This window comes from Deltaproteobacteria bacterium, assembly GCA_019309545.1.
Classification (GTDB): domain Bacteria; phylum Desulfobacterota; class Desulfobaccia; order Desulfobaccales; family Desulfobaccaceae; genus Desulfobacca_B.
Genome location: JAFDGA010000008.1, coordinates 56,539 through 81,704 on the forward strand (window position 1 = coordinate 56,539; position 25,166 = coordinate 81,704).

At 51.7% G+C, this 25,166-nt stretch carries 21 protein-coding genes and 1 pseudogene; 12 read left to right on the forward strand and 10 right to left on the reverse strand.

Going from position 1 to position 25,166, the window contains the following annotated elements:
• The first annotated feature begins 255 nt into the window (after window positions 1-255).
• The 12 genes from shc to JRG72_04010 all read left to right on the forward strand — a co-directional run bounded on the left by shc (window position 256) and on the right by JRG72_04010 (window position 14,698).
• Window positions 256-2,196, forward strand: coding sequence for a squalene--hopene cyclase (gene shc, locus JRG72_03955; protein ID MBW2134377.1), 1,941 nt, complete (start codon window positions 256-258; stop codon window positions 2,194-2,196).
• A complete protein-coding gene (locus JRG72_03960) occupies window positions 2,189-3,196 on the forward strand; it encodes an NAD-dependent epimerase/dehydratase family protein (GenBank protein MBW2134378.1) in 1,008 nt (335 codons plus the stop codon). Before shc ends, JRG72_03960 begins: the two co-directional genes overlap by 8 nt.
• Before the next feature lie 84 nt (window positions 3,197-3,280).
• Window positions 3,281-4,279 (forward strand): adenosyl-hopene transferase HpnH, encoded by a 999-nt coding sequence (gene hpnH / locus JRG72_03965; protein ID MBW2134379.1) that lies wholly within the window; start codon window positions 3,281-3,283, stop codon window positions 4,277-4,279.
• A 24-nt stretch (window positions 4,280-4,303) separates the two neighbouring features.
• The gene (locus JRG72_03970; GenBank protein ID MBW2134380.1) at window positions 4,304-5,557 is read left to right on the forward strand and encodes a BamA/TamA family outer membrane protein; all 1,254 of its coding nucleotides are present in this window, start codon (window positions 4,304-4,306) and stop codon (window positions 5,555-5,557) included.
• 20 nt (window positions 5,558-5,577) lie between these two features.
• Window positions 5,578-7,248 (forward strand): glycosyltransferase family 39 protein, encoded by a 1,671-nt coding sequence (locus JRG72_03975; protein ID MBW2134381.1) that lies wholly within the window; start codon window positions 5,578-5,580, stop codon window positions 7,246-7,248.
• A gap of 49 nt (window positions 7,249-7,297) precedes the next feature.
• Entirely contained in the window at window positions 7,298-7,993 is a 696-nt protein-coding gene (locus JRG72_03980) for a rhomboid family intramembrane serine protease (protein ID MBW2134382.1), read from the forward strand.
• 159 nt (window positions 7,994-8,152) lie between these two features.
• Window positions 8,153-9,700, forward strand: a complete 1,548-nt coding sequence (gene guaA / locus JRG72_03985; GenBank protein MBW2134383.1) for a glutamine-hydrolyzing GMP synthase — start codon at window positions 8,153-8,155, stop codon at window positions 9,698-9,700.
• An 89-nt stretch (window positions 9,701-9,789) separates the two neighbouring features.
• Entirely contained in the window at window positions 9,790-10,809 is a 1,020-nt protein-coding gene (holB, locus tag JRG72_03990) for a DNA polymerase III subunit delta' (protein MBW2134384.1), read from the forward strand.
• A gap of 1 nt (window position 10,810) precedes the next feature.
• Window positions 10,811-11,668 carry a stage 0 sporulation family protein gene (locus JRG72_03995; GenBank protein MBW2134385.1) on the forward strand — a complete coding sequence of 286 codons (858 nt, stop codon included), beginning with the start codon at window positions 10,811-10,813 and terminating at the stop codon, window positions 11,666-11,668.
• Window positions 11,661-12,347, forward strand: a complete 687-nt coding sequence (locus JRG72_04000) for a hypothetical protein (protein MBW2134386.1) — start codon at window positions 11,661-11,663, stop codon at window positions 12,345-12,347. The genes JRG72_03995 and JRG72_04000 overlap by 8 nt, the downstream gene beginning before the upstream one ends.
• 60 nt (window positions 12,348-12,407) lie before the next feature.
• Complete coding sequence (locus JRG72_04005) at window positions 12,408-13,313, forward strand: site-specific DNA-methyltransferase (protein MBW2134387.1); 906 nt, start codon at window positions 12,408-12,410, stop codon at window positions 13,311-13,313.
• Window positions 13,314-13,426: 113 nt separating this feature from the next.
• Complete coding sequence (locus tag JRG72_04010) at window positions 13,427-14,698, forward strand: YihY/virulence factor BrkB family protein (GenBank protein MBW2134388.1); 1,272 nt, start codon at window positions 13,427-13,429, stop codon at window positions 14,696-14,698.
• 71 nt (window positions 14,699-14,769) lie between these two features.
• Here JRG72_04010 and JRG72_04015 read toward each other — a convergent pair whose 3' ends face one another.
• The 10 genes and pseudogenes from JRG72_04015 to cpaB form a co-directional block, all read right to left on the reverse strand.
• On the reverse strand, window positions 14,770-15,225 hold the full coding sequence (locus tag JRG72_04015; protein MBW2134389.1) for a tetratricopeptide repeat protein: 456 nt from the start codon (window positions 15,223-15,225) through the stop codon (window positions 14,770-14,772).
• 164 nt (window positions 15,226-15,389) lie between these two features.
• Window positions 15,390-16,358: a tetratricopeptide repeat protein gene (locus JRG72_04020; protein MBW2134390.1), complete on the reverse strand. Its 969-nt coding sequence runs from the start codon at window positions 16,356-16,358 to the stop codon at window positions 15,390-15,392.
• Window positions 16,359-16,368: 10 nt separating this feature from the next.
• The gene (locus tag JRG72_04025; GenBank protein MBW2134391.1) at window positions 16,369-17,730 is read right to left on the reverse strand and encodes a tetratricopeptide repeat protein; all 1,362 of its coding nucleotides are present in this window, start codon (window positions 17,728-17,730) and stop codon (window positions 16,369-16,371) included.
• A 21-nt stretch (window positions 17,731-17,751) separates the two neighbouring features.
• Window positions 17,752-18,684, reverse strand: coding sequence for a type II secretion system F family protein (locus JRG72_04030; GenBank protein ID MBW2134392.1), 933 nt, complete (start codon window positions 18,682-18,684; stop codon window positions 17,752-17,754).
• A gap of 19 nt (window positions 18,685-18,703) precedes the next feature.
• Window positions 18,704-19,573, reverse strand: coding sequence for a type II secretion system F family protein (locus JRG72_04035; GenBank protein ID MBW2134393.1), 870 nt, complete (start codon window positions 19,571-19,573; stop codon window positions 18,704-18,706).
• A gap of 143 nt (window positions 19,574-19,716) precedes the next feature.
• Window positions 19,717-21,118 (reverse strand): annotated as a pseudogene (locus JRG72_04040) (CpaF family protein).
• On the reverse strand, window positions 21,119-22,321 hold the full coding sequence (locus tag JRG72_04045) for an AAA family ATPase (protein MBW2134394.1): 1,203 nt from the start codon (window positions 22,319-22,321) through the stop codon (window positions 21,119-21,121). It abuts the pseudogene before it with no gap.
• 74 nt (window positions 22,322-22,395) lie between these two features.
• Complete coding sequence (locus JRG72_04050) at window positions 22,396-22,707, reverse strand: hypothetical protein (GenBank protein ID MBW2134395.1); 312 nt, start codon at window positions 22,705-22,707, stop codon at window positions 22,396-22,398.
• A gap of 9 nt (window positions 22,708-22,716) precedes the next feature.
• Entirely contained in the window at window positions 22,717-24,261 is a 1,545-nt protein-coding gene (locus JRG72_04055; protein ID MBW2134396.1) for a type II and III secretion system protein family protein, read from the reverse strand.
• 375 nt (window positions 24,262-24,636) lie between these two features.
• Window positions 24,637-25,166: Flp pilus assembly protein CpaB (gene cpaB / locus JRG72_04060; GenBank protein ID MBW2134397.1), on the reverse strand; the 530-nt coding region annotated here is incomplete at its 5' end.

Below are 25,166 nucleotides of genomic sequence, written 5' to 3' on the forward strand. Positions count from 1 at the left end.
GAGTTTACCTCATCGACAACATCCTGTCTATACACAGATAGAAGTCATTCCAGGTAATTAAATGTCGTTAGCTGATAGAAATAAAGGCGCAGAAAAAAAAGTTTGTTTCCAGGCCGAAACCGCGGGACCAAAATTTACTTATAAAAATCTTTTGAATTGAACACCAATGTATGATAATCTTTTTTGTTAAATTTCCCATATATAATTGTTAAGTTAAAGGCGGACAGAATGACTGAGGGTTTGCAGTACACTGGGATGTCTCAACAAAGGACCTGGTTCCTGGCGAATGAGTCACTGACTGAAGCCGTGGAAAAAGCCGTGGCTGGGGCTCGCCAGGCGTTGTTGGGAATGCAGACGCGAGATGGCTATTGGTGGGCGGAGCTGGAGTCCAATGTTACTATTACAGCCGAATACCTTATGCTCCATTATCTACTGGAAATAGCCGAGCCAGCCAAGATTTCCGCCTTGGCCAACTATATTCTTCAGCAACAGCTCGACAACGGTGGCTGGTCTATCTATTATGGAGATGGCGGCGACCTGAGCACCTCGGTGGAGGCTTACCTAGCCCTGAAGTTGGCTGGCCTCTCGCCTCAGGAGCCGGCTGTGCAGCGGGCCCGGGCCTTTATTCAACAGCGTGGGGGACCGTTGCGGACCCGGGTTTTCACCCGAATTTTCTTGGCCCTGTTTGGCCAGGTAAGTTGGGAAGGAGTTCCCACCCTGCCGGTGGAATTTATACTTTTCCCCCCCCAGAGTGGCTTGAGCATCTACGAATTTTCCAGTTGGTCTCGCGCCACCATTGTGCCCTTGTCGGTGGTCATGGCCAAACAGCCTGTGCTCTCCCTGCCCCTGGAATTGGGAGTGAGGGAGTTGTTTAGTGATGCGGAAGAAGGGTTCCGGAACCACCGGGTACAATGGAATCACAATGGCTTGAGTCTGGATAATCTCTTTGTGCTCTGGGATCGGGTCTTGAAATTTTACCAGAGCTGGCCACTTCACCTTTTCCGCCGATTGGCTCTCAAGCGGGCCGAGGACTGGATTCTGGAACATCAGGAAGACAGCGGGGATTGGGGCGGTATTCAGCCCGCCATGCTCAATTCCCTGCTCGCCCTCCACTGCCTGGGTTATGCCAATGATCATCCGGCCATGCGGCGTGGTCTGGAAGCCCTGGAGTTCTTCACCTTAAAGGACCAGGACTCTATCCGGTTGCAATCTTGCATCTCCCCGGTATGGGATACGGCTCTGGCTGTCCGGGCCTTGGCCGCCTCGGGCTGCCCGGTGTCGCATTCGGCCATGATCCGGGCCTGCGACTGGCTGCTGCGCCAGCAGATTCTGGTTCCCGGGGACTGGTCGATCAAAAAACCTGATCTGGCCCCGGGGGGATGGGCCTTTGAATTTGTCAACAACTGGTACCCGGACATTGATGATAGTGCGGTAGTCTTGATGGCTCTCAAAGAAGGGCTACCGGATCCGGATCAATTCCGATCCGCCCTGAATCGAGGGATTGACTGGTGCCTGGGCATGCAGTCTAAAAATGGCGGCTTCGGGGCTTTTGATGTTGATAATACCAAAGATTGGCTCAACAGCATTCCCTTCGGGGATTTGAAGGCTCTGATCGATCCCCCTACCGAGGATGTGACTGGCCGCGTCCTGGAAATGATGGGAATTTTTGGCTTTACCCTGGACCACCCGGTGGCGGCCCGGGCTTATATTTTCCTGCGCCGGACACAACAGCCCGATGGATGTTGGTGGGGGCGTTGGGGGGTTAATTATATTTATGGTACCTGGTCAGTGTTATTGGGGCTTAAAAGTATCGGCGAGGACATGTCTCAAACCTATATTCGCCAGGCAGTGGCCTGGCTGAAAGGCTGTCAGAATGCCGATGGCGGTTGGGGCGAGACTTGCGAATCCTACCGGCGCCCTCAACTCCGGGGCCAGGGAGAAAGCACCGCCTCCCAGACCGCCTGGGCCCTGATGGCCCTCATCGCCGCGGGTGAAGCCCACTCCCCTGAAGTCCGGAAAGGCGCCGAATATCTGGTCAGGACCCAGAATACCGAGGGCCGCTGGGAGGAGGCTTATTTTACCGGCACCGGATTTCCGCAGCACTTTATGATCCGTTATCATTTATATCGTGATTGTTTCCCCTTGATGGCGTTGGGCCAATATCTCCAAGCCTGCGGGAGAACCCCGCATGAGTAAAACCCTGGTAACCGGGGGCAGCGGATTTGTTGGCCGTGCCCTGGTTCAAGAACTCCTGGCCGATGGTCGCCAGGTACGGGTATTGGCCCGACATCCGGAACACCCAGCTTTGCAGGGACTGGCGGTTGAGGTTGTCCAGGGTGACTTGCGCCATCCGGACTCGTTGAGAATTGCTCTGGAGGGCTGTAGCTATCTTTTTCACGTGGCTGCCGATTACCGCCTCTGGGTTCCCAACCCTAAGGATATGTATGCTACTAATGTCGAGGGCACCCGCCATATCCTCCGGGCGGCCTGGGAGCGCGGTCTGGAGCGGGTGGTCTACACCAGCACAGTGGGGACCCTGGGCAACCCGGGGGACGGCACTCCGGGCAGGGAAGACACCCCGGTCAGTTTTGCTGATATGGTCGGGCATTACAAAAAATCCAAGTTTTTAGCCGAGCAGATAGCCCTGGAATTCGCCCGGCGAGGGCTTCCTATAGTGCTCGTCAATCCCAGCACCCCGGTCGGGCCTTGGGATTACCGCCCCACCCCGACCGGCCAGATGATCGTCGATTTTCTAAACGGCCAGATGCCGGCTTATCTGGATTCCGGCCTGAATCTGATCCATGTCCGGGATGTGGCCCGCGGCCATATCCTGGCAGAAGAACGGGGCCGTCCGGGGGAAAAATATATCCTGGGACACCAGAACCTCAGCCTGTCAGAGATTTTTGAGATTCTGGCCGGAATCAGTCAGCGGCCGGCTCCCCGCTGGCGGCTGCCCTATTACCCGATCCTGGGACTGGCTTATGTCAATGAATTCTGGGCCACCTGGGTCAGTCACCGACCGCCGCGGATACCCCTGACTGCGGTTAAGATGGCCGGGAAATTTATGTATTTTGATAGTAGCAAAGCCATGCAGGAGTTGGGACTTCCTCAGACTCCGGTCCGGGAGGCCCTCCAGGATGCCATCACCTGGTTCCAAAAACACGGCTATGTAAAGGAAAATAAAGTTCAAAGTTAAGTGGAGAAAGGCAACAGCCTGCTGCTGGTTATACCTTTCCCCCCTGGCAACGTTTACAGCCTGAATTATTTACAGGAGACCCTGATGCGCTTTCCTTTAAGCCTTGATATCTCTTTAATTAACTACTTAATCGAAAAACGGCTCCAACGCCAGGAGAAATTTCCTCTGGTACTGATGTTAGAGCCTACCCATTTATGCAACCTGGCCTGTAAAGGTTGCGGTCGCATCCAGGAATACCGGGATACTCTGGGACAGATGATGCCCCTGGAGGAATGTTTGACCTCGGTAGAAGAATGCGGCGCCCCAGTAGTAACCATCACCGGGGGCGAACCCTTGCTTTATCCGCCAGTCTTTGAGCTGGTGCAGGAATTGATCCGGCGGCGCAAACATATCTATCTGTGCACTAACGGCCTCCTGCTTGAGAAGTCCCTGGCCAACTTGCCAGCTTCAAACTACTTAACCCTAAGTGTCCATCTGGATGGTCTGGCTCCCACCCACGACCTTATCCTGGGGCGTCCGGGAGTGTTTGATCAGTCGATCAAAGCGATCAAAGCCGCCAAACGGCAAGGCTTCCAGGTCTGCACCAATACCACCATCTATAAACAAACCGATATACAGGAGATTGAAATTCTTTTTGCTTATCTGACTTATCTGGATATTAACGGCTTATTGGTATCACCCGCGTTCAGTTTCGAGTCGGTTGACCCGGAATTATTTTTAAGCCGCGAAGAAATCAAGGAAAAATTTGCCCGCCTTACCGCCAGCGGTAATAAATTTAAATTTTACGATTCCCCCTTATATCTGGAATTCCTGCGGGGGGAACGGGATTACGAGTGCACTCCCTGGGCCAACCCCACCCGTAACCCCAGAGGGTGGCGATCCCCTTGTTACCAACTCATGGATGCTCATTACCCTACCTTTGAGGAATTTATGACCCAAACCGAGTGGGAACGCTACGGTGTGGGTCGCGATCCCCGTTGTCAGCAATGCATGATGCATTCTGGTTTCGAGCCGACTGTAGTGCGGACCCTGGGTAGGGACCTTAAAGATCTCTGGGAAATGTTGCGTTGGAACCTGTCTTAGGGCAATGAGCAAAGGCGAGTCACGGTGGCATACAGAGACCTTGGTCTGCCGATCTATCTGATATTGGTGGTTATCGGGCTCAGTAGCTGCAGTATGAACATACCCACCGCGGCGGTTCCTCCTCCCTTGCCGGTGCAACGCACCGATGAGAAAATTGGAACTACTCTCTTTCCTTTGCCGGTGTTGGCCACTAACCCTAATTCCGGTAATGATTACGGCTTCTTGCCGGTATGGATTTTCCCTCGGGAAGATAAGGCGATGGGGCTGATTATAGCCCCCTCGGTGATCTATAACGAAGAGGATGGCACTGCTTTTGCGTTTCGTGTCCTGGCCTATCCCACTTCCGAGGTGCACTACCGGCTGATTGCTAATCAGTCCACCGGCACCAATACCGAATATGAACTTATGTATGATAATAAAGGCATGGGACCTCAAGATTGGGCTTATGGCCTGCTGCTGAATTATAACAGTGACTATTTCCCGCGCTTTTATGGGTTTGGGAATAATAGTGCGGAAGATGACGAGACCAGTTATACCTCCCGGACCCGGGAGGCAGTGGCCCATCTGGGTTATCAGGTTACCCAAAGCCTGGAGCTTATCTGGCAGGAACGTCTGACCATGACCTCTCTGAGCGACAAACACCTCCCCAGTCTGCCAGCCACCGTGGAATTATTTCCTGAGGCGGTGCGCATTCGGCAAAATACCACTTTTGCCCATCGCCTTTCTTTAAGTTATGATACCCGGGACTTGGAGGATACTCCCACCTGTGGATTGCTGGCCCGCGTCTATGGGGAAACTGCGGCCAAGGCCTTAGGAAGCGATGCCTCTTATGACCGGGTGGGAGTGGTGATCAAAGGTTTTCAACCCCTGGACGCGGATCGGCGGTTTATCACCGCTATCCGGTTGGAAGGCCAATTTATGCTCCGGGAAGAAGACACCCCTTTTTTCGAATGGCCTCAATTAGGCGGGTTTGGCAGCAACCGGGGCTATGGCGAATGGCGATTTATCGATCGTAATATGGTCGCTTTTACACTGGAACAGCGCATTGAGGCCTTCAGCCTGAACCATTTCGGGGTCATCAGCCATTGGGAGATCGCACCTTTTTTTGACGTTGGCAAGGTGTTTCCGACCATCGGTAAATTTAACTTCCGCGATCTGAAGCCGGTCGGCGGACTCGGCCTGCGTGCTACGGTCCGGCCCCAGGTTGTTGGTCATGTCGACTTTGGTTTCGGCCAGGAAGGCAGCGCCGTATTCATGGGACTGGATTACCCGTTTTGAACCTGGAGACCAGGAAAACCTTGGCTGCCGGCCTGAGCCTGATCCTGCTGGGGCTGGCCATTTTTTTGCCGACCCTGGGCAAGTTGCCGCTGATCCGCTCTGAAGCTATGTATGCGGTTATTCCCCAGGAAATGCTGGACTCCGGGCAATGGTTGACGCCCATGCTGAACGGGGCCCGTTATCTGGATAAACCGCCGATGCTCTATTGGATTAATCTAGTGGCGTTCAAGCTGTTTGGGGTTTCGGATGTGGTGGCCCGTCTGCCCACCTTTGGTCTGGCCCTGGGGGAACTCCTGGCCACCTTTCTGATCGGTAAAACTTTATTTTCCCGTCGGGCCGGCTGGCTGGCCAGCGTCATTTTGCTCACCAACATCGGCTTTTTTATCTTACACGAAGAACTTCTCACCGACCATCTCATCACCCTGACCCTGGCCTGGGCCATCTATTTCTTGCTTCGCTGGTGGCGGCAGCCCAACCCGGCAAATGCCATGGCCTTCCATCTGTGTCTGGCCGTCGGCCTGTTGAGCAAAGGTTTTATCGGCCTGGTGTTCCCCATCGCCATCGGTGGGCTGTTCGCGGTCTTGCTGTGGGATTCTCAAACCTGGAGGATTCTATTACACCCCTTAGGACTGCTAGTCTTTGCGGTCATAAGTCTGCCCTGGTTTATCGCCATGGAAATCCATCATCCGGGGTTTCTCTATTATCATGTGGTTAATGAACAGATCGGCCGCTTTTTGGGCATGCGGGTGCCTCTGGATATAGTTGGTTTTTCTATTCCGATGTTTTGGCTGTTTGTGTTAATCTGGCTGATGCCCTGGACTCCTTTCCTGCCCACGGCCCTGGCTCGCCTCTGGCCCCGGCAGTGGTTTCCGCTTCGTCCTGAATGCCAGGGGCCGGCACTGTTAATCCTCTGGGCCGGCATCGTGTTGGGCTTCTTTACCCTCTGTTCTTTGCGTATTGAGTATTATTCTCTGCCCGCCCTCCCCCCTTTGGCTCTGGCCCTGGGCTGGCGTCTGGAACAATTCCTGGTCAATCCGCGGGACTGGGCCATTGCCGCCAGTCTGTCCCTGTTGCCCCTGATGACCATTGGTATGGCTGCCCTGGTACCGCTGTTTGAACAGGTCTGTACCAACAACCGCCGGGAATTTCTGGAAATGTTTGAACTGCTACGTCCTATTGCCCACCAGGTTAAATTCTTGCTTCCGGCCTTGGGTCTGGGCAGTGCACTTCTGGGATGGCTCAAGCGACCCCGCCTCTGTCTGCTGGCGGTGAGCACCACCGCCCTGGTGCTCCTGTACTTTACCTTTCAGTGTATGGTTATTTTGTCCCCTAATCTCAGTGACCGTCTGATGGGGGAATATATCCGCCAGCATGCCGGCCTGAATGATCTGGTAATTATGGAAAGCATTGAGGAATTCGAGTATGGCGCCAGTTTGCGCTTTTATGCCCAGCGGCCGATCCTGATGGTAAAACGTCATGGCTTACCCCGGTTTGGCTTTCCGGTTCCTCCTGAACATAACTACTTGATTACCCCGGATCAGCTCCGGGACCTTTGGACCACTCACAACCGCGTCTACCTGCTCAACGACGATGCCATTCCAATGGACACGTTCTTAGATCACGCCCCAGTAGCCTTGGCCGCCGGTGGTAAACACCTGCTGACCAATCAGCCCCTCCCTGATTCCCAATAATAGTTGCTTTTGTTTAGAAAAAAACTTAATTTGTTTCCAGGCTAGGCTAATGATTCCTCTACATGATAATATCCCATCGCAGCGCACTCCCTATGTCAACTATGGTATTATTGCGGTCAACTGCCTGTTTTTCCTGTTAGAGATTGCTACTGGGCCCCATCTTCAGGAATTAATCCATACCCTGGGTTTTATTCCGGCCCGTTTCCTGGCCCTGTGGAGGCACTTCCCCAATGATCTGCTAAGTATCCATCTACCACTGTTTACCACGATGTTTCTTCACGGCGGTTGGCTGCATCTGATTTCCAATATGTGGACTCTGTATATTTTTGGGGACAATGTCGAGGATACTTTAGGACATGGACGTTATCTCCTGTTTTACCTGACCTGCGGTCTGGCCGGCAGTTTGTTGTATCTGCTGACTTCGCCTAATTCCTGGATTCCGGTCGTCGGGGCCAGCGGCGCCATTGCCGGGGTTATGGGAGCTTACTTTTTTCTGTTCCCCCGCTCCCGGGTGCTTACCCTGATACCTTTCTTTTTCATCTATATCGTGGAGATTCCCGCCTTTATCTTTCTGGGGTTCTGGTTTGTGCTGCAGTTTTGTAGCGGTGCTTTTGCGATCTTGCGCCCCGATGCAGGTGGCGGGGTGGCCTGGTGGGCCCATATCGGCGGATTTTTGTGCGGTGTTGTGCTCCTTTACTTCTTCCTTCCCTCCCGGGTCAGGTGGCCCTTCCGCCACCGTTATTAGGAAGTTTTAACACTTTGGCCAGAAAAACCCTTGCCCACCGCAACCCCTTAAGGGGAATTGGGAGGGGAATTTGAGGGGATTTGCTTTTTCTCCCTTTACTAGCGTATAATACAAGTAATTTAGAGAATAAATCTGCCCCCTTTGGGGGCCGGAGAAGTAATGGTCGACCCCCATCAGCAAAAAGTGCTGATCCTCGATTTCGGGTCTCAATATACCCAGCTAATCGCCCGACGGGTCCGGGAACTCAAGGTTTATTGCGAGATCCATCCCTTTCTGATGCCTTTCGAGGAGATCAAGGATTTTCGTCCTGGCGGCATCATCCTGTCAGGCAGCCCGGGAAGTGTGTACGAACCGAATGCTCCCCGGATCGCCGCCCAGGTTTTTGAACTGGGGGTCCCGGTGCTGGGCATCTGCTATGGGCTGCAACTGATCAACAACCTCTTTGGGGGAAAAGTGGCCGCAGCCGTGTCCCGGGAGTACGGCCGCAAGGTTTTTTATATCACCGACTCTCAAGATCTGTTCTACGGCCTGAAATCGCCGCTAACCGTCTGGATGAGTCATGGCGACCTGGTGGAAGAAATCGCTCCGGATTTCGAGATCATCGGCTACAGTGATACCGCGCCGATAGGCGCGGTTCGGGATGCCCAGCATCGGATTTATGGGGTCCAGTTTCATCCTGAAGTGGAACATACGCCCCAGGGGCGAGAGGTGCTGGCCAACTTTCTGTTTCGCATCTGCGGCCTGCAGCCTCTGTGGACCATGCATTCCTTTGTAGAGACCACTACCCAGGCCATTAAGGAAAAAGTAGGCCGCGACCGGGTGGTCTGTGCGCTCTCCGGCGGAGTGGATTCTTCCGTAACCGCGGTCCTGCTGCATCGGGCCCTGGGCGACAAGTTGACCTGTATCTTTGTCAATAATGGTCTGCTCCGCAAGGGCGAAGCCGAAAAAGTGGTGCGGGTGTTTCGAGAAAATTACCATATCAATCTGATCTATGTGGACGCCACCGCCAGTTTTTTACAGCTATTGGCCGGGGTCACTGATCCGGAAGAAAAACGGCGCCGCATCGGCCAGGAGTTTATCCGGGTCTTTGCCGCCGAAGCCCAGAAAATCGGCCAAGTGAAATATCTGGCCCAGGGCACCCTGTACCCGGATGTCATTGAAAGCGTCTCTTTCAAAGGCCCTTCGGCGACCATCAAGACCCATCATAACGTCGGCGGCCTCCCGGAGGTCATGCCGCTGGAACTGATCGAGCCGCTTAGGGAACTGTTTAAGGACGAAGTGCGGGAACTGGGCCAGGAACTGGGTCTCCCGGAGGAGATGGTCTGGCGGCATCCGTTCCCCGGACCGGGCCTGGCTATCCGCATTCTGGGCGAAGTAACCCCGGAACGGCTGGCCATTCTGCGGGAAGCCGATACCATCGTCCTCAGCGAAATGAAAAAGGCCGGATTCTATCGTCAGGTCTGGCAGGCCTTTGCGGTGCTGTTGCCTCTGAAGACGGTGGGGGTCATGGGAGACGAGCGGACCTATGAGCACGTAGTGGCGCTGCGGGTGGTCGATTCCACCGACGCCATGACCGCGGACTGGAGCCGCCTGCCCCACGACTTTCTGGCCCATCTGGCCAATCGGCTGATCAACGAAGTCAAGGGGGTCAATCGGGTGGTCTATGATATTTCCTCTAAACCACCGAGCACCATTGAGTGGGAGTGAATTTTAGTTCTGAGTTTTTAGTAAACAAGACTTAAACCTTAATATAAATTTTTGCCCTTAAAGGAAAACTAAAAACTTGGAACTCCCATATGTTTTTCCGTGATATACTAGGCCAGGAACGGCCTCTGAATTTTTTAAAAACCGCCCTGCGCACCGGGCAGATGCCCCATGCCTATCTATTTTTAGGAGGCAAAGGGGTGGGCAAGGCCAGCACCGCCCAGGCCCTGGCTCAGGCGCTCAATTGCGAGCAACGCCAGAAGGATCAGGAGGCCTGTGGGCAATGCGCTTCTTGCCGTCGCTTTGCCGGGGGCAATCATCCGGATTTTGTGGTCCTCAGTCCGTTATCGGATCGGGTTGGAGCACAGATCAAAATTGAACAAATTCGCGAACTGCGCCGCCAGTTAGGATTTCCCCCCTTGGTCGGCCCCTGGCGGGTAACGCTGATCAAACCGGCTGAAGCCCTGAATGAACCCGCGGCCAACGCCTTGCTCAAGCTCCTGGAAGAACCACCGTCCGGCAATCTGCTGATCCTGGCTGCCCTGGCCGAGACGGACCTGTTGCCCACCATTGTTTCCCGCTGCCGGCGATTATCATTCTTGCCCTTGCCCCCGGCCCTGGTGGTTCAGGAGTTAATTAAACGCCGCAGCCTGGAGCCTGATCAGGCTGCGTTGGTGGCGGCGCTGAGTGGCGGTTCCTTGGGCCTGGCCCTGGCAGTGAAATTTCAGGACGTGGTGGCGCAACGCGACCAGGCCGTTGCGTTTCTGGAAAAATTGCCTCATTGTACTACCGCCGAGATCCTGGATTGGGCCGCGGGCTGGACTAAAAATTCATCAGAGCTGGAAACCTTTCTCCTCCTGGTCCGGTTGTGGTATCGGGACTTATTGGCCCTGCACTTTCAGGTGCCGCCGGCCAGACTGATTAATCAGGACCGTCTGGCCGAGCTGAACCAGGCTCAGGGGCAGATTACTCCTGGGATACTGCTTAAACGGCTGGAAGCGTTGAACCGGGCCCAACGGCAACTACAAGCCAATCTAAATGTTGAATTGACTCTGGATATATTAGGACTGCAACTGCAGAGCCCCCGGTTAGAGGGGACAGGTAAATCTTGAGATGCATAAAATCGTTAAAATCCGTTTCCATCCCCAAAGCAAGATCTATGATTTCGATTCCGGGCATTTTGTCCTGTCTCCAGGCGATAAGGTAATCGTTGAAACTGAGCAGGGCATCGGCATGGGCATTGTTGTCCGCGCGCCACTGCCCCCGAATCCCAAGCTGCCGATGCGACCCCTCAAGCCAGTTCTGGGGATAGCCACCGCCGAAGATCTGGAACAGGCTCAACGCAATCATGAACGGGAAAAACAAGCCTACGATTTCTGCCTGGAACGGATCAAGGCGCGACAACTCCCCATGCATCTGGTGCGGGTAGAGAGCTTTTTTGACGGCAACAAGATGATTTTTTACTTTACCGCCGACAAGCGGGTGGATTTCCGGGAACTGGTGCGCGATTTGGTTCAGCAGTTTCACACCCGGATTGAACTGCGTCAGATCGGAGTACGCCATAAAGCCAAAATGATTGGCGGTCTGGGCTGCTGTGGCCGCCCTTTATGTTGCGCCACTTTTCTCCAGGATTTTGAGCCGGTATCCATCCGAATGGCCAAAGAGCAGAACCTGAGCCTCAATCCCAGCAAGATTTCCGGACTCTGCGGCCGACTGATGTGCTGCCTGAGCTACGAATATGCAACCTATCTTGAACTCAAACAGGATCTGCCTCGCGTCGGCAAACAGGTAAAACTACCCCAAGGATGGGGCAAAGTTATCCGGCAAAACGTCATCAGTCGCACCATCACCGTAGAGTTAAGCGAGGGCGGCGAGCTGGAGATGTCTATCGATGATTTTCTGCTCACCCAAGCAGCCGCCGCTTATGATAACCAAGATAAACCAACCACCTCTGGGAATTGTCATGAGTGATATAGATCATACTCTGGATGCGCTGAAAATTTTCATTAAGAAAGAGATAATTGATAATTATTTTGCCGAACGGAATTATCTGGAAGAAGATCTTGAGCTTCTGCAAGAAAAAGTGGCGGCCTATCGGCAGGAAGCCAGCCAGGTAGCCCGACAATTTGCCGCCCTTTACCAGGCCCTGGGGTCGGAAGCCGGAATTACCGCCGTCTGTCAAGCCTTAGGAATTCCCGAACCGCCTTTCTACGACGAATTCCACCGGATGTCCTTAGCTGACCGCAAGGCCCGGCTGTGTGACTACCACCCTCGGGGGTTAACCGGGCGCCGGCGTTTCAAGCACCTGATCCATGATATTTATGGGCAACTGCGACAGATGGTGGAACACTTGCGGGAAAGCTATGGCAAGTTGGTCAGCCACTGCCGATTGCTCAACGAAGATATCACCAAGTTCAATCTCAACTATGATTTCAACCTGATCGTCTCCCAGATCGAGGCCCTGGAAGGCGAAGACACTTGCCTGCCCGGAGGCCTGAGTGCCAGTGATCGGGAGGTCTTGGCGGCCCGGATGGCCTTTCGGCGGTATAACCTGGAAAAAGATAACCTGCCCCAGGTACCGGAACTGCCGCCCTTAAAAGAGGTCAAGACCCGGTTGGACCAAACCCTGGACCGGCTCTACCAGTCTTGAAATGCATTAAATCTTGAGGGAATGACCTGTCGCTCGTTCTCATCGGTTGTTAATGCTAAGATGTCTGCGGAAAATCAGCTTAAATCGTCCTCACCGATAAGACTCACGGTCGGAGGGACGCACCTGACCCTGTATCTGGAGGATTGCCTGGAAGGCATGGCCCGCCATCTATCCCCCGGCAGCGTGGACGTTGTGGTCACCTCGCCCCCTTATAATCTGGGGATTAATTATAATAAATATCAGGACAATATCTCCCGGCAGGAATATCTCGACTGGCTCGACCGCTGGGCCGTTCAGGTCAAGCGGGTGCTGCACGACCGCGGGTCGCTGTTTCTTAATTTCGGCAGCAAACCTTCAGCCCCCTGGTGGCCCTTCGAGGTGGCCCAGGTGATGCGCAAGCGTTTTGTTTTACAAAACGTTATCCACTGGATAAAATCGATTGCCATTGAAAAAAGTCAGGTCGGCAATTACCCCGGCCTGTTGGGTGATATCGCCGTTGGCCACTATAAGCCGATCAACAGCCGCCGCTATCTTAACGATTGCCAGGAATATATCTTCCACCTGACCAAATCCGGGGACGTGGAACTGGACCGGCTGGCCATCGGCGTCCCCTATCAGGACAAAAGCAATATCGGCCGCTGGCACCAAGCCCGGGAAGACCGCCGTTGCCGGGGCAACGCCTGGTTTATCCCCTACCAGACTATCGTGCGTCGGAACCAGGACCGCCCCCATCCGGCGACCTTTCCGGTAGCGCTGCCGGAGCGTTGCCTCAGATTGCACGGGTTGGAAAAGGTGAAGTTAGTATTGGATCCTTTCCTGGGACTGGGACATACCGCCCAAGCCTGTGTTCGGCTGGGGATAAATTTTATCGGGTTTGAAATCGACCCGGAATATCTGAAAATAGTCCAAAGAAGCCTGATTTCCCAAATCCGGCAGCTAAAACTAGATTTTCATAAATTAATTTAATATCTTAGTGTTGTTAGATACTATCGCTAAAATTTCATAGAATGATCTCTGGTTAAGGTAAACTATAATTATGGTCAAGTACATTCCCACATTGCGTCATTTTTTCAGTCACGGTGCAGATCCCCGTTCTGGCTTTCCACGGGTTGATCCGCCGAAAATCGCTGATCCGGATTTCGGCCCTGGCCTATTCCACTGTTCTAGCTCTGATTCCCTTGCTAGCTCTGCTGTTTGCCATTTTTAAGGGCCTGGGTTTACAGCGTTTGTTGGCAGCCCAACTGCTTCCCCGCTTGGCCGGCGGCTCCCAGGAATTTGCCCGGCAGATTCTCAATTACATCGAGGCCACTAAGGTAACCTCCCTGGGCATTTTCGGAGTGATATGGCTGCTGGTGGCCCTGGTCCTGGTGATGACCAATGTCGAGCAAGCCTTTAATGAGGTCTGGGGTGTTCCCCATACCCGTCCCTGGTGGCGCAAACTGAGCGATTACCTGAGCATTTTTCTGCTACTGCCCTTGCTGATGGCCGTTTCACTGTCGATAGCTACCGCTATCCGGGGACATCCTGCCATCCGGGGTTTTTTCCAGACGGTTTTACCGGGGATTTTCGATTCCGCCTCGAGTTATCTGATTTCTTTCGGTCTGATCTGGTTAGCATTTACCTTTATCTACCTAGTGATGCCCAACACCCGGGTCAGGTTCCTGTCCGCCCTGTTGGGGGGCATTGTCGGGGGCAGCCTCTGGCAGGTGGCCCAATGGATTTTTCTATGGTTCCAGGCCACCGCAACTTATTACAATGCCATCTACGGGGCCCTCTATCAACTGCTATTTTTGATTATCTGGATTTTCTGGAGCTGGCTGGTGATCCTGTTCGGCAGCGAAGTCGCCTTCGCCCATCAACACCTGCCTCAATTAGTCAAAGAATTCCGCCGACCCCACCAGGAGGGCCAGAACGTGGATGAATACCTGGGCCTGGCGGCGCTGATGGCTATCGGCAAGCGCTTCTATCGGGAACAGGAACCCTTGACCCTGAATGAATTAACTGAGCTGTTCTCCCTGGAACCAAACTCTGCCCTGGAACTGGTTAAGGCTCTGCAACTGAGCGGTCTGGTGGTCGAGCTTGCCACCAGCGACGGTCAGGGACTGGCGACGTATCTGCCGCAACGGCCTTTGGACCGGGTCTCGACCCTGGAAGTAATCAATGGTTTACGGCAACGGCGCTGGGCAGCTTTGAGTCCGTCTCTCTCAATGAAAAACAGCCCAGTACTTTGGTTGGAGCGCTTAATCGAAGGCAAACAGAAGACAAATTTAGAAAAGCTAAGCGTTAAGGATTTGATTGATCAGGAAACCGGGGGAACCCCGTTATCAGCCACGAACTCAGGGAAAGATTGATCTCCATGAATACTAAAGGGGCACGATGTCTTATGCCCCTAAGATCAATTAGCAATAATGCTTTTTCCCTTCTACTGTTGCTGCCGACCCTCCTCAACCATCTTTTCCAATTGGGCCTTCTCCGGGTGCTGGGGATTAAGTTCCAGGGCTTTTTCAAATAACGGGGCGGCCTTGGCCTTCTCTCCCTGATAGTAATAGGTCGACCCCAGGTTGATCATGGCTACCCAGAATTTGGGGTCGACTTCAATGGCTTTCTTGAAGGCCTCAATCTCTTTGGTACGTAATTCCGGTTGACGCAGTTTGTTATATTTGAACCGGTAAGCCATGCCCAACATATTCCAGGCTGCCGCGGCGCGCGGCTCCTGTTGGATGACTTGTTGAAAACAGTCAATGGCCTGATCATACTCTTGGTTTTTGAAATGGGATTCGCCGGTCTGGAGTAGTTGCTCGGGGGTTGGATTATTCGAGCTCTGTCCGCAAGCCAGGACAATTAACAGGATTCCCACAATCACCAGATTTTTTTTCATCTTTTCCTCCCGGTCTCTTACCTTGGGTGTTTATTTATACTCGGAGCATTAGAAAGTTAATCTGAGGTGAGGGCCGGGGGACCGACGGCCCCGGCCCTCACCTCCAACTCCCCTGCCAACCCCCCTTAATTGGAAGTTCAGCCGTTAAGGCTGAGACTTAAAGGCTAAGTCGGGTCAGGTACGGGTTTATTTTCATTTAACTTTTTTAGGGCCCGGTCAAGATTGGCTTTGGCGTTATCATAAAAGGTCGGGCTCAATTCCAGGGCCAACTGGAAGCACTTGGCGGCTTCTTCGTATTTTCCATCCATAAAGTAATAAACGCCGATGTTATTGTAAGCCTGCGCTTCGTCACCGGCCTGTTGAAAAGCCTGTAGCGCCTCCCGATAACGTTTTAACCCGGCCAGCGCAATGCCGAGTTGACGATTGATTTTAACGTTTTTGGGATCCAGACTCTTCCCCTTATCTAACCATGTAATAGCCTGTTGATATTGTTTCAGCTCATTATGAGCGCGACCCAAGGCAATAATGGTAGCTAAATTGTCTGGATTGAATCGAGCCGCAGCTTCAAGTTCGGATATGGCCTTTCGGGGCTCACCGGCGCCCAAATAGGTGATTCCCAAAAAATAACGGGCCTTTTGTCGCTGGGAATCGCTATCCAGGACTAGGCGAAATTCGTTAATCGCCTTAGAATATTGTTTGCTCAACAAGTTGATCAGACCCAGGGCTTCATGAGCTTCCAGCATGTCTGGCTGGTGGAGCAAAACCTGGGCAAACATTTTCTGGGCAGCCTTCAACTGCCCTCGGAGGAGAAATATCACTCCAATTTTATACATCAGATGGTAATTTTCCGGCTGGTCTTTAAGGAGTTGCAGGTAGTTGAATAAAGAGCTTTCGTATTCCCCGAGGCGGGAAAACATGTCTGCCAAGGCTTCTAGCTGTTCATCGGATAACCCCTCGGTCTTTGAAGAGGAACGCCGATCACTCCACGAACTGTAAGCCTCACTAAAATCAGCGAATTCACTTTTGCTTAGGAGACGCGGCTTAGAAGCAGCCTGGTTACGAGCGCATTGACTAAGGAAAATCGTCAGAGCTGATAGTAAAGCCAAGAAAACCAGACGCTTGGGGTACCTCATAAGAGTTCGCCTATTCTACCCATTTGGCTAATTTAGCCAGAAAAGTATTTTGCGGAACCAGATCATGGCCCAGTATAATCTTAACATCCGACCAGCTGGGCAAGTTCAGCGATTCCTCGGCTTTGGCAACCGGGAAGAATTTGCGGGACAAGACCTTAACCACTCTATCTTTGCCAGGACGATAATAAATTAAAGTTTTCCTGGCGCCAAAATCTATGTGATTGGCTATGGATACTACGTTGAATCCTTCCAGGGATAACCTGGACCGAGTGTCTCGAGCCATATTCTTTACGCCGTTGCCGTTGCGGATGTCGATGGCAGTTTCCAAAAGCTCCTGAGCAGTTAATATAGGTAACTTGGGTGCTTGCTGGTCTGTCGTCTCCGATCTTTCAGGCTTCGACACGGTAATTTCGTCAGGTCTTACGGATTCAGTAGCGACCGGAGTTGCCTTTGGAGAGATGCTCGGTTCTTCTAATTTTGCAGTGATATCAGCCGATTGGTAAGGTTTTTGCTCTATGGCTGCAGATTGGATATTCTTTGAAGTGACAACTCTGGAAGGGCTTGGTTCCACGGAAACGACTGGTTTTTCCTTTGCAGCCATGGGTTGTTTCTCTGGCTCAGACCTTACCTCGTGGGATGGTTCTTTGGCAGCGACTTTTTTGGCCTCTGAAATGGGAAAGTTTCCTGGCTCCATGCTGCTCGGGGCTGAGATCGGCCTCGATGGCGACTTTTGAGCGTAGATCTCAGGGGCTCTCATACCCAGCATGGCCAGAACTTCCTTCATCTTTTTCTGGGCCTGGGCTTGCCCATCAATTTCTGTCCACAGTTGACGAGCTTCTTCCAGACGCTCTTGACGACATAATAGTAATCCCAAATTATTACGGGCTAATAGATTATTGGGTTCATGAACCAAGACCTTCCGAAAACAATCTTCAGCCTGCTGGAATTTGCCCGCCAGATAATAAGAAAAACCGAGATTATTGATCATCGCAGGGTTTTTGCTCTGCTGAGCCAGACCTTGCTGATAGAGCTCTTGGGCCCGGTCAAATTCTCCCAATTCGTCGTAGGTTCGGGCCAGAATATTTATCACTTTTAGATCTTCAGGGCACTGACGATGGGCTTCTTCCAAATCCTTAATGGCCAGTTCAGGTTTGCCGATCATTTTAAAATAGCGGGCATTTTGCTGTAACCTGTTGATATCTCCATAATATGGACGTACATGGGTGGAGAACTGCTTCAGCCAGCTATTATAGATCGGTCGATTGCCGCAGCCGCTGGTTAAAAAGCCAACTATCAGCAGAATTACGGCTGATTTTAGGTAATCTTTTATCCTCCCGATAAATTTAGTATTCCCCAATCTATTTCTGGCCATGATCGCCCCTTGATGATTTACTCATTGTCCTAATGTTGGTAATAGGATTTTACTAATACGGATGACTGCCGGCCCGAGGATAACAATAAACATGGCTGGAAATATGAAACATATTAGAGGAAATAAAAGCTTCACTGCCAATTTGCTGGCCTGCTCTTCAGCCCTCAAAGCCCGCTGGACCCGGACAAAATCTGCATGAGTGCGCAATGCCTGAGCTATACTGGCGCCCAGCCGGTCAGACTGGATCATCAGTGCCACTAGTGATCTGACACTTTGTACCCCAGTTCGTTGACCTAAATTATTTAAAGCTTCATGCCAAGGAATCCCAGTACGAATCTCGATAGTGGTAATGAGCAACTCATTATAGAAATCTTTGTAAATCCCGCGAATTTCCTCCGCCACCCGATTAAGGGTGCCGTTCAGAGACAATCCCGCCTCCATACAGATGATAATCAGGTCTAAGACATCCGGTAGGGCTTTGTCCAGGCGATCTTGACGCTTACGGATTTTTACTCGCAGGAGATAAGTAGGCAGGAAGAAACCCATCCCTGCGAACCAAAAGGCGATGATTAAATTTATCGTCGTTATTTTACCCTGTATGACACAGTAAGCCAGGAAAGGAAAAGGGAGAAGTAAAGCAGTTAGGACTCGCAGTCCGAAATAAATGGCCGGGGCATTTGGATGGCGATAGCCAGCATTGATCAGGCTGGCCCTCAGTCTGGAAACCTCCTGCTGATCTTTTAAGGCCCATTGGCCGGAAAAGGAAAGCAGTTCTAAAAATCTTTTTTGGGCAGGACTTTCTTCCTCACCTCTCCCACGTAAAGCTGTGGAGAGAGTTTTTTCTGGGTTTTTAAGACGTTCTTTTAATTTCCGGCGACTATCCCAATAAGTCAAAAACCCATAGGTAAAAAGGGTAACAGTAATGATTATGGCACCTAAGATGACCCAATCCATGCTTGAATTTCCTTAGCGCCTAGGTCTCGATTGATTTAACAATTTTATTTATGAAGTAGTATCCTAAAATCATGCTGATGCCCCCCGCAATCAATAACTTATTACCCAATTCCTCACGTACTAAAACTAACTCATAGTCCGGATTTAGTGTAAGTAATACTAAGAACAGAGCAACCGGTAGGACCAGCAGAATAATGGCAGACAGACGCCCTTCAGCGGTTAGTGCCTTAATCTTGGCTTTAAAATTCAGCCGGTCCCGGATGATCTGTCCGATCTTTTCCATAACTTCGGTGAGGTTTCCACCGGTCTCGCTTTGAATCAGGACGGCAGTGACAAAATATCTTAAGTCCCGGCTGTCTACCCGGTCCGCCATTTGAACCAATGCTTCTGCCATGGTCAGGCCATAACGTTGCTGATCAAAGGCGATCCGCATTTCGGTGGCTAAAGGGGGTGCACTTTCGTTGCTCAGCAGCTCCATGGCCGAAGGCAAAGTATGGCCAGCCCGAAGGGACCGGGCCAACAACTGCATGGCGTCTGGCATCTGCATCTCAAACTGACGTGACTTGCGAATCCTTTTCCACCGCAGGTAGAAAAATAACCCTAATCCCGTGGCTAAGGCCAAGCAGACCCCCAGAAAAAAATTTTGTCCCCAGAAAAGGCCTAGGCTGAAACCCAGAAAACCCAATAAGAGCGCCATTGTTAAGAACTTACCCGGGGTCCAAAAAATATCAGCCTGAAGTAAGGAACATTGTAATTTTGCCCCCAGGGTTTTCCCTATGGCCTTCTCCAGGAGATTCATTATGGGGGTCTTTTCAGGCTTTAAGTCGTCTTTCAATATCTGGGCTTGAAACAGGTGGCTTTTTCTGGTGGCTAACAATCGCTTAGACATATGTCGCCGCTGGCTTATAGGTTCAACAATAAGATGGTAAACCGCGGCAATAAACATCAATATACCTACGAAAATACCTGAAAGGCCTATGACATAAATGAAATCCCTAAAGGTAATATTTGATATAATCTGATCCATATTGTTTACCAGACTTTTGGTTGTCCTCGGCGCCGCCCACTTCGAGTGGCCTGGGGTATGAAGACTTCATCTGGAATCGGCACCCCATAGACCTGGCAGCGATCGGCAAATTTTGGTCTCACCCCAGTGGCAGTATAATGGCCTAAAATTCGTCCGCCTTCGCCTATCCCATAGCGCTCAAAAACAAAGATATCCTGTAAACTGATCACTCCGCTTTCCATCCCGGTGATTTCGGAAAATCCTACCACTCGACGGTTGCCGTCGGTATGACGGGCCAGTTGAATAATCACATTTATTGAGGAGCTGATCAACTGGCGCATAGCTTTTTCCATTATGTTATATCCGGAAAGAGAGATCATGGTTTCTAAGCGAAGTAAAGCTTCTCGGGGGCTGTTGGCGTGGACGGTGGTCATGGACCCTTCATGCCCTGTATTCATGGCCTGGAGCATATCCATGACCTCCGCGCCCCGGACCTCACCAACAATGATGCGATCCGGCCGCATTCTTAAGCTGTTACGCACCAGATCCCGGGCGGTTACTTCCCCCTTTATTAGGCGGCCGGGTCTCCAGACGGCAGACATGTTCCTGCTGTAACTGCAGCTCCGCGGAATCCTCAATGGTAATGATCCTCTCGTTCCTGGGAATGAAGCTAGAAAGGATATTGAGTAACGTAGTTTTTCCTGAGCCGGTCCCTCCAGAAATTAGGATGCTTAACCTGGCCGCCACGATGGCCTTCATCACCTCCCCAATTTCTGGAGTCACGGAGCCCGTGCTGATTATGTCTGCCAGGCTAGGGCGCTGGACCGCAAACCGCCGGATAGAGAGAATGGGCCCATCCAGGGCCAAAGGGGGAATGACGGCATTAATCCGGGAACCATCAGGCAACCGGGCATCCACCATGGGGGAAGATTCATCGATCCGACGTCCGACATTGCTGACGATTTTATGGATAATCCTCATTAAGTGAGCGTTGTCCCGAAAACGCACATTAGTCCGCTCTAAACGGCCTTTCCGTTCGATATAGATCAGGTCGTGTCGGTTAACCAGGATATCGGAGATACTCGGATCCCGCATCAGGTTTTCCAAAGGACCCAAACCCAAGACTTCGAACTCCAGTTCCTGGACCAGGCGGGCCCGCTCTTCCAGATTTAAGGGAACTGGTTCATCATCTAAGAGTACTAGAACCGCCCGGCGAATCTCCTCGGCTACCCTGGATTCCTCCATGGTTTCCAGTTGCGAAAAATTTAGGCGCTCTACCAGTCGACGATGTACCCGGTTCTTTACCTCATAAAGGCGGGTTTCTCGATCTGTATCAGACCGCACGGTGGACTCAGACAAATCTGGAGTTGGAGTCTCAACTACGCCATTCTTATTTAAGCCTTTTGGGTCGTTTACTAACCAGGCCATTTATTCGGTCACCTCTTTGGAAAATATTCGACGCAGCCAACCAGGTTTGGCAGCCTCTTTTACATCTTTTGATCGGCTTTCGCTATCCAATTCTTTAGCCAGAAGTTTTAAACTGCGCCACAACTTTGATCGGGGGGCCACCGAGGGCAGGGAGGTCCCTTGATCTATTGCCGCGATCATGGCGGGAAAGTCACTAGGTAAGGTAAAAGACACGGGTTTGTGCAGAAGACGCTCAATATCCTTAAATTCCAAAAAGCTATGCTTATAATAGCGATTGACCAGCACCTTTACCTTCTGTAACGACAAGTTCCGTTGGTATAAAACTTCACATAAGTTTTTTAGATTCTTTAGATCAGGGATGGAAAGCTCCGTTAGCAACAATACCTGATCAGCCTCTCGGATCGCCATAAAAAATATATTATCTATCCAGTTACTTAGATCGACAACAAGCCAGTCATATAGATTTCGTAATTCTGAGAACAACTTTTCCAGCCGTTCAGGTTCAAAGGTCTGTTGTCCATTCAAATCGGGATTACCAGAAACAATATAAAGATTGCCTTCATGTTGTTGCAAGACCTTGCGAACGAATACGGGATCAAGCTGGTTAACATTCTGAAGTAGGTCCGTAATACTATAAGAGCCTTTCAGATTCAGAAAATGGGCCACATCCGGGAAGGGCCGCCCTAAATCCACTAACACTACCCTCTGGGGATGCAACTCCGCCAACGCCATAGCCAGGTTAATGGCAATGGCCGTGGCTCCCACGCCACCTTTATGACTGGTGACCACCACCATCTGGCCACGTCTGGTTTCAGTAGATTTTTTCTCTTTTAATGCAGCTCGAACCCTTTCAATAGCGGCCTTTAAATCCATTGGGTTTAAAGGCAAAGGTAAGAACTCCCGTATCCCCAATTGCATTATGCGAATTAAAAAATCCGGATGTCGGCTCGCAGAGCTGACTATGATTGCATCAGAAGGGTAAAATTGTAAAAGTTTTTCCAGCCAATCGGGAAGGACTGCCTCCCCCTTCAGGACCACCAGAATAAGATCGGGCTTGACACTGCCCGGCTCAGATAAAAAGCCCTCGGGATCAGTCCTATGCTCCAATACCCGCAACTTGGGAATAGTCTCCAAAAGCTCCGGTGAGACCAATTCCTGGGAGTCACTCTCATATAAAATGGTTAGCAAAAGGACTTCGGCCATTGTTTCGTTTCTAACTCCTGGAGGCTTCCATCATAAATAATGTAAGGAAAGAGTTATCTTCCTGTTTAACCGACCTAATCACTCTCTTCTAATATACCAAAATAAGGGGCGCGCTCTGCCTTTGGCTCTTCTATGAAGCTTTTGGTATATTTTTCATTGACATTTACCCCGGCCCGGGGAGACAGGCCCACGGAAGCGGTAGCTTCATAGAGTCCCGCTTCCGGATATACAAATTGGTTGACCTTATTGGTTTCCACCGAGCAGCCATAATCTCTCTCCACATAACTCGGATAGGTACACCCGGTAAGACACCAGGAAACCAACCCGATCGCCAACCAGATTTTGGCCAGGGATCCCTTCTGTTGCCCTCGATAGCTTTTTAGCATGGTCCCCCCTTATTGTAGCGACTGATATCCGAATCCCTCGGGTAAATCATTCTGGGGTGAAGGATGTGGGCTTGGGGGTTTCTTCCGGCCTTCAATCGCTCCTAAGAGATAAAATTCCAGGTCATCTGGTTCAATATAACTATCAGTAGGCAGCCTCACCTCCTTGGTGGGCATAGGCTTGACCAGATGCGGCGTTACCAAAACTACCAATTCCGATTCATTCTTTTGGAACGAGCTGGAACGGAACAGGGTGCCCAGGATGGGAATATCCCCCAAAATAGGGAATTTTCTACTGATATTCCGGCTGTTTTCCGAGAGCAACCCAGCGATGGCAAAGGTCTGGCCATCCTCAAGCTCAATATGGGTGTCGGTGCGGCGCACCCGCAGGCCTGGAACCAGATATCCGAAAATCTCTAAAGGTCTTAAGCTTTCATCAATCTCTGAGACCTCGGGGGTAACCCGCATGGCAATCTTCCTATCATTGAGTACAGTGGGGGTAAAAGACAGCCCCACGCCATATTTTTTGTATTCAATGGTTATGGTCTGGAAATGCTGCGGAACCGGGATGGGATATTCTCCGCCGGCTAAAAAAGATGCCGTCTGACCACTGGTGGTGACCAGATTAGGCTCGGCCAGGATGCGGCCCAAGCCCTTTTCCTTCAACACCGAAAAGAACGCGGTCCATAGAATGCCCCCCGCGGTCCAGCCGCCGATGGCAGTGATGTCATCACCGATTAGCTGAGTCCAGCTGGTAGCCCCAAAAGTGCGGGTTAAATCGGTGATACCGGCCAGATCGTCCAGCAAACTGACCCCAAAGTTACCACTGTGTGAAAGCCCCGAAAAATTGATGCCAATGCGTCTTCCCACATTCCGGTTGATCTCGGCCACCCGCACCGCCACCATCACCTGCTGCACCCCGCCGACATGCATCAGATTAATCACTCTTTCTTGTTTCCGGGCCTTTTCTGCGGTTTTCTGCCCTGGTCCAACCGTATCCGCTGCTGTGGCACTGGCACTGTAAACGGCGCGGACCTCGGCACCGGATGGTGGTGGTGTCCCTCCGCCTTTCTGGCCGCTTGCAAAAGCTTGAGCCAGATTCATGGCCGTCTCCTGAGCCTGGAGGCTGGAAACCTCGCCCGACAACACGATGCAATCTCCCGCCGCCTGGACCTTGATCTTTTCCTCCGGCAAGACCCGATGCAGCATCTCCTTGAGCGCGGTGACATCCGCCTCCACCATCACCGTGACCGTGGTGAATTGGGATTTCCCCCGGCCCCAGAGATTGAGATTGGTCACCCCCGGCGCCAAGCCGATAATATAGATCTCCCGTTCCGAGGTCAGAACAATATCTGCATAGGCCGGTTCCGCCACCGAAATGCGAGTGATGGCAAACGGACACCGTAACACCTTGGAGCGTCCCACCCGCAGCTGCAAGGTTTGAGTGATCTCCTGATCTTTCAGGCGCTCCAGGAGACCGGCCCCAGTGGCCGCCTCTACCATACCCAGGAAGAACAGAATTACCCCTACTACCCGGATAGCCCCTGATCTAGCCACCTTCTTCCCCCCCCCATTACCAACACCCGATTTCCTTATCGGCGCTGTAATTAGATATGTTTATCTCCCCCCCTGAGACCAGATTATTCATGCTGATAATCAATATTACCTGGATATTTAAGGTTTGGAAAATTATTGGCTTGAAACTTTAAATAATTGCCCAAACTGCTTTTCATTCCAGACTGCAAATGTTCAGGCGCTGCAACTGTTCGGGCTTGACATTATAAACCCAGTCAACGATAGATAGAAATTGAAACATTTTAGGATCAGAAATCAAACTAATGGGCATTATAGCCCCTCCTGGTTGTAGTTTCAATACAAAATTTTCATAAGTTTCTTATATACCAAAGTTTTTTCTTACCCTCCCGGGGCCACCTAGAGATTGAACGAGGACACTCGCAAGCCCTTTATGACAATTACGGCTCGACCTGACTGCAAACCCTGAGCCTGATTCCTCCTGCCCGTGGTTCGGACCAGATCCGAAGTAACCACTCCCCCGGTGGCCACCTCCGCGGTGTTGAGTTTATTGCGTAAAGCCAACCGGATCTTGCCCTGGGTGCTGGCCAGATTCAAGATTTCGGCCTGCTCCGGGGTTACCTCCAAGGTAGCCGTAGTCTGCACATTGGGCATCACTTCTTTGATAACTGATCCCTTATCCTGTTCGGTCACCTGGCCCCAGATATGGCCGGTGCTCAACACCTTGATGTTCTGCAAGACGATTTTTGAGAAACTTTCATTTCTTTCGCCGGGAGTCCGCAGGGTGACCAACACGTCCACCCGGCTGCCGGGACAGATGAACCCGGCCACGCCCGAGACATCATTGATGCGCACTGTTACCGCCAGTCGATCGGGCTGCAGAATCCCTCCCAGTCCCGCGGCAGTGCCCTCCGGGGCAAGTTTGGTAA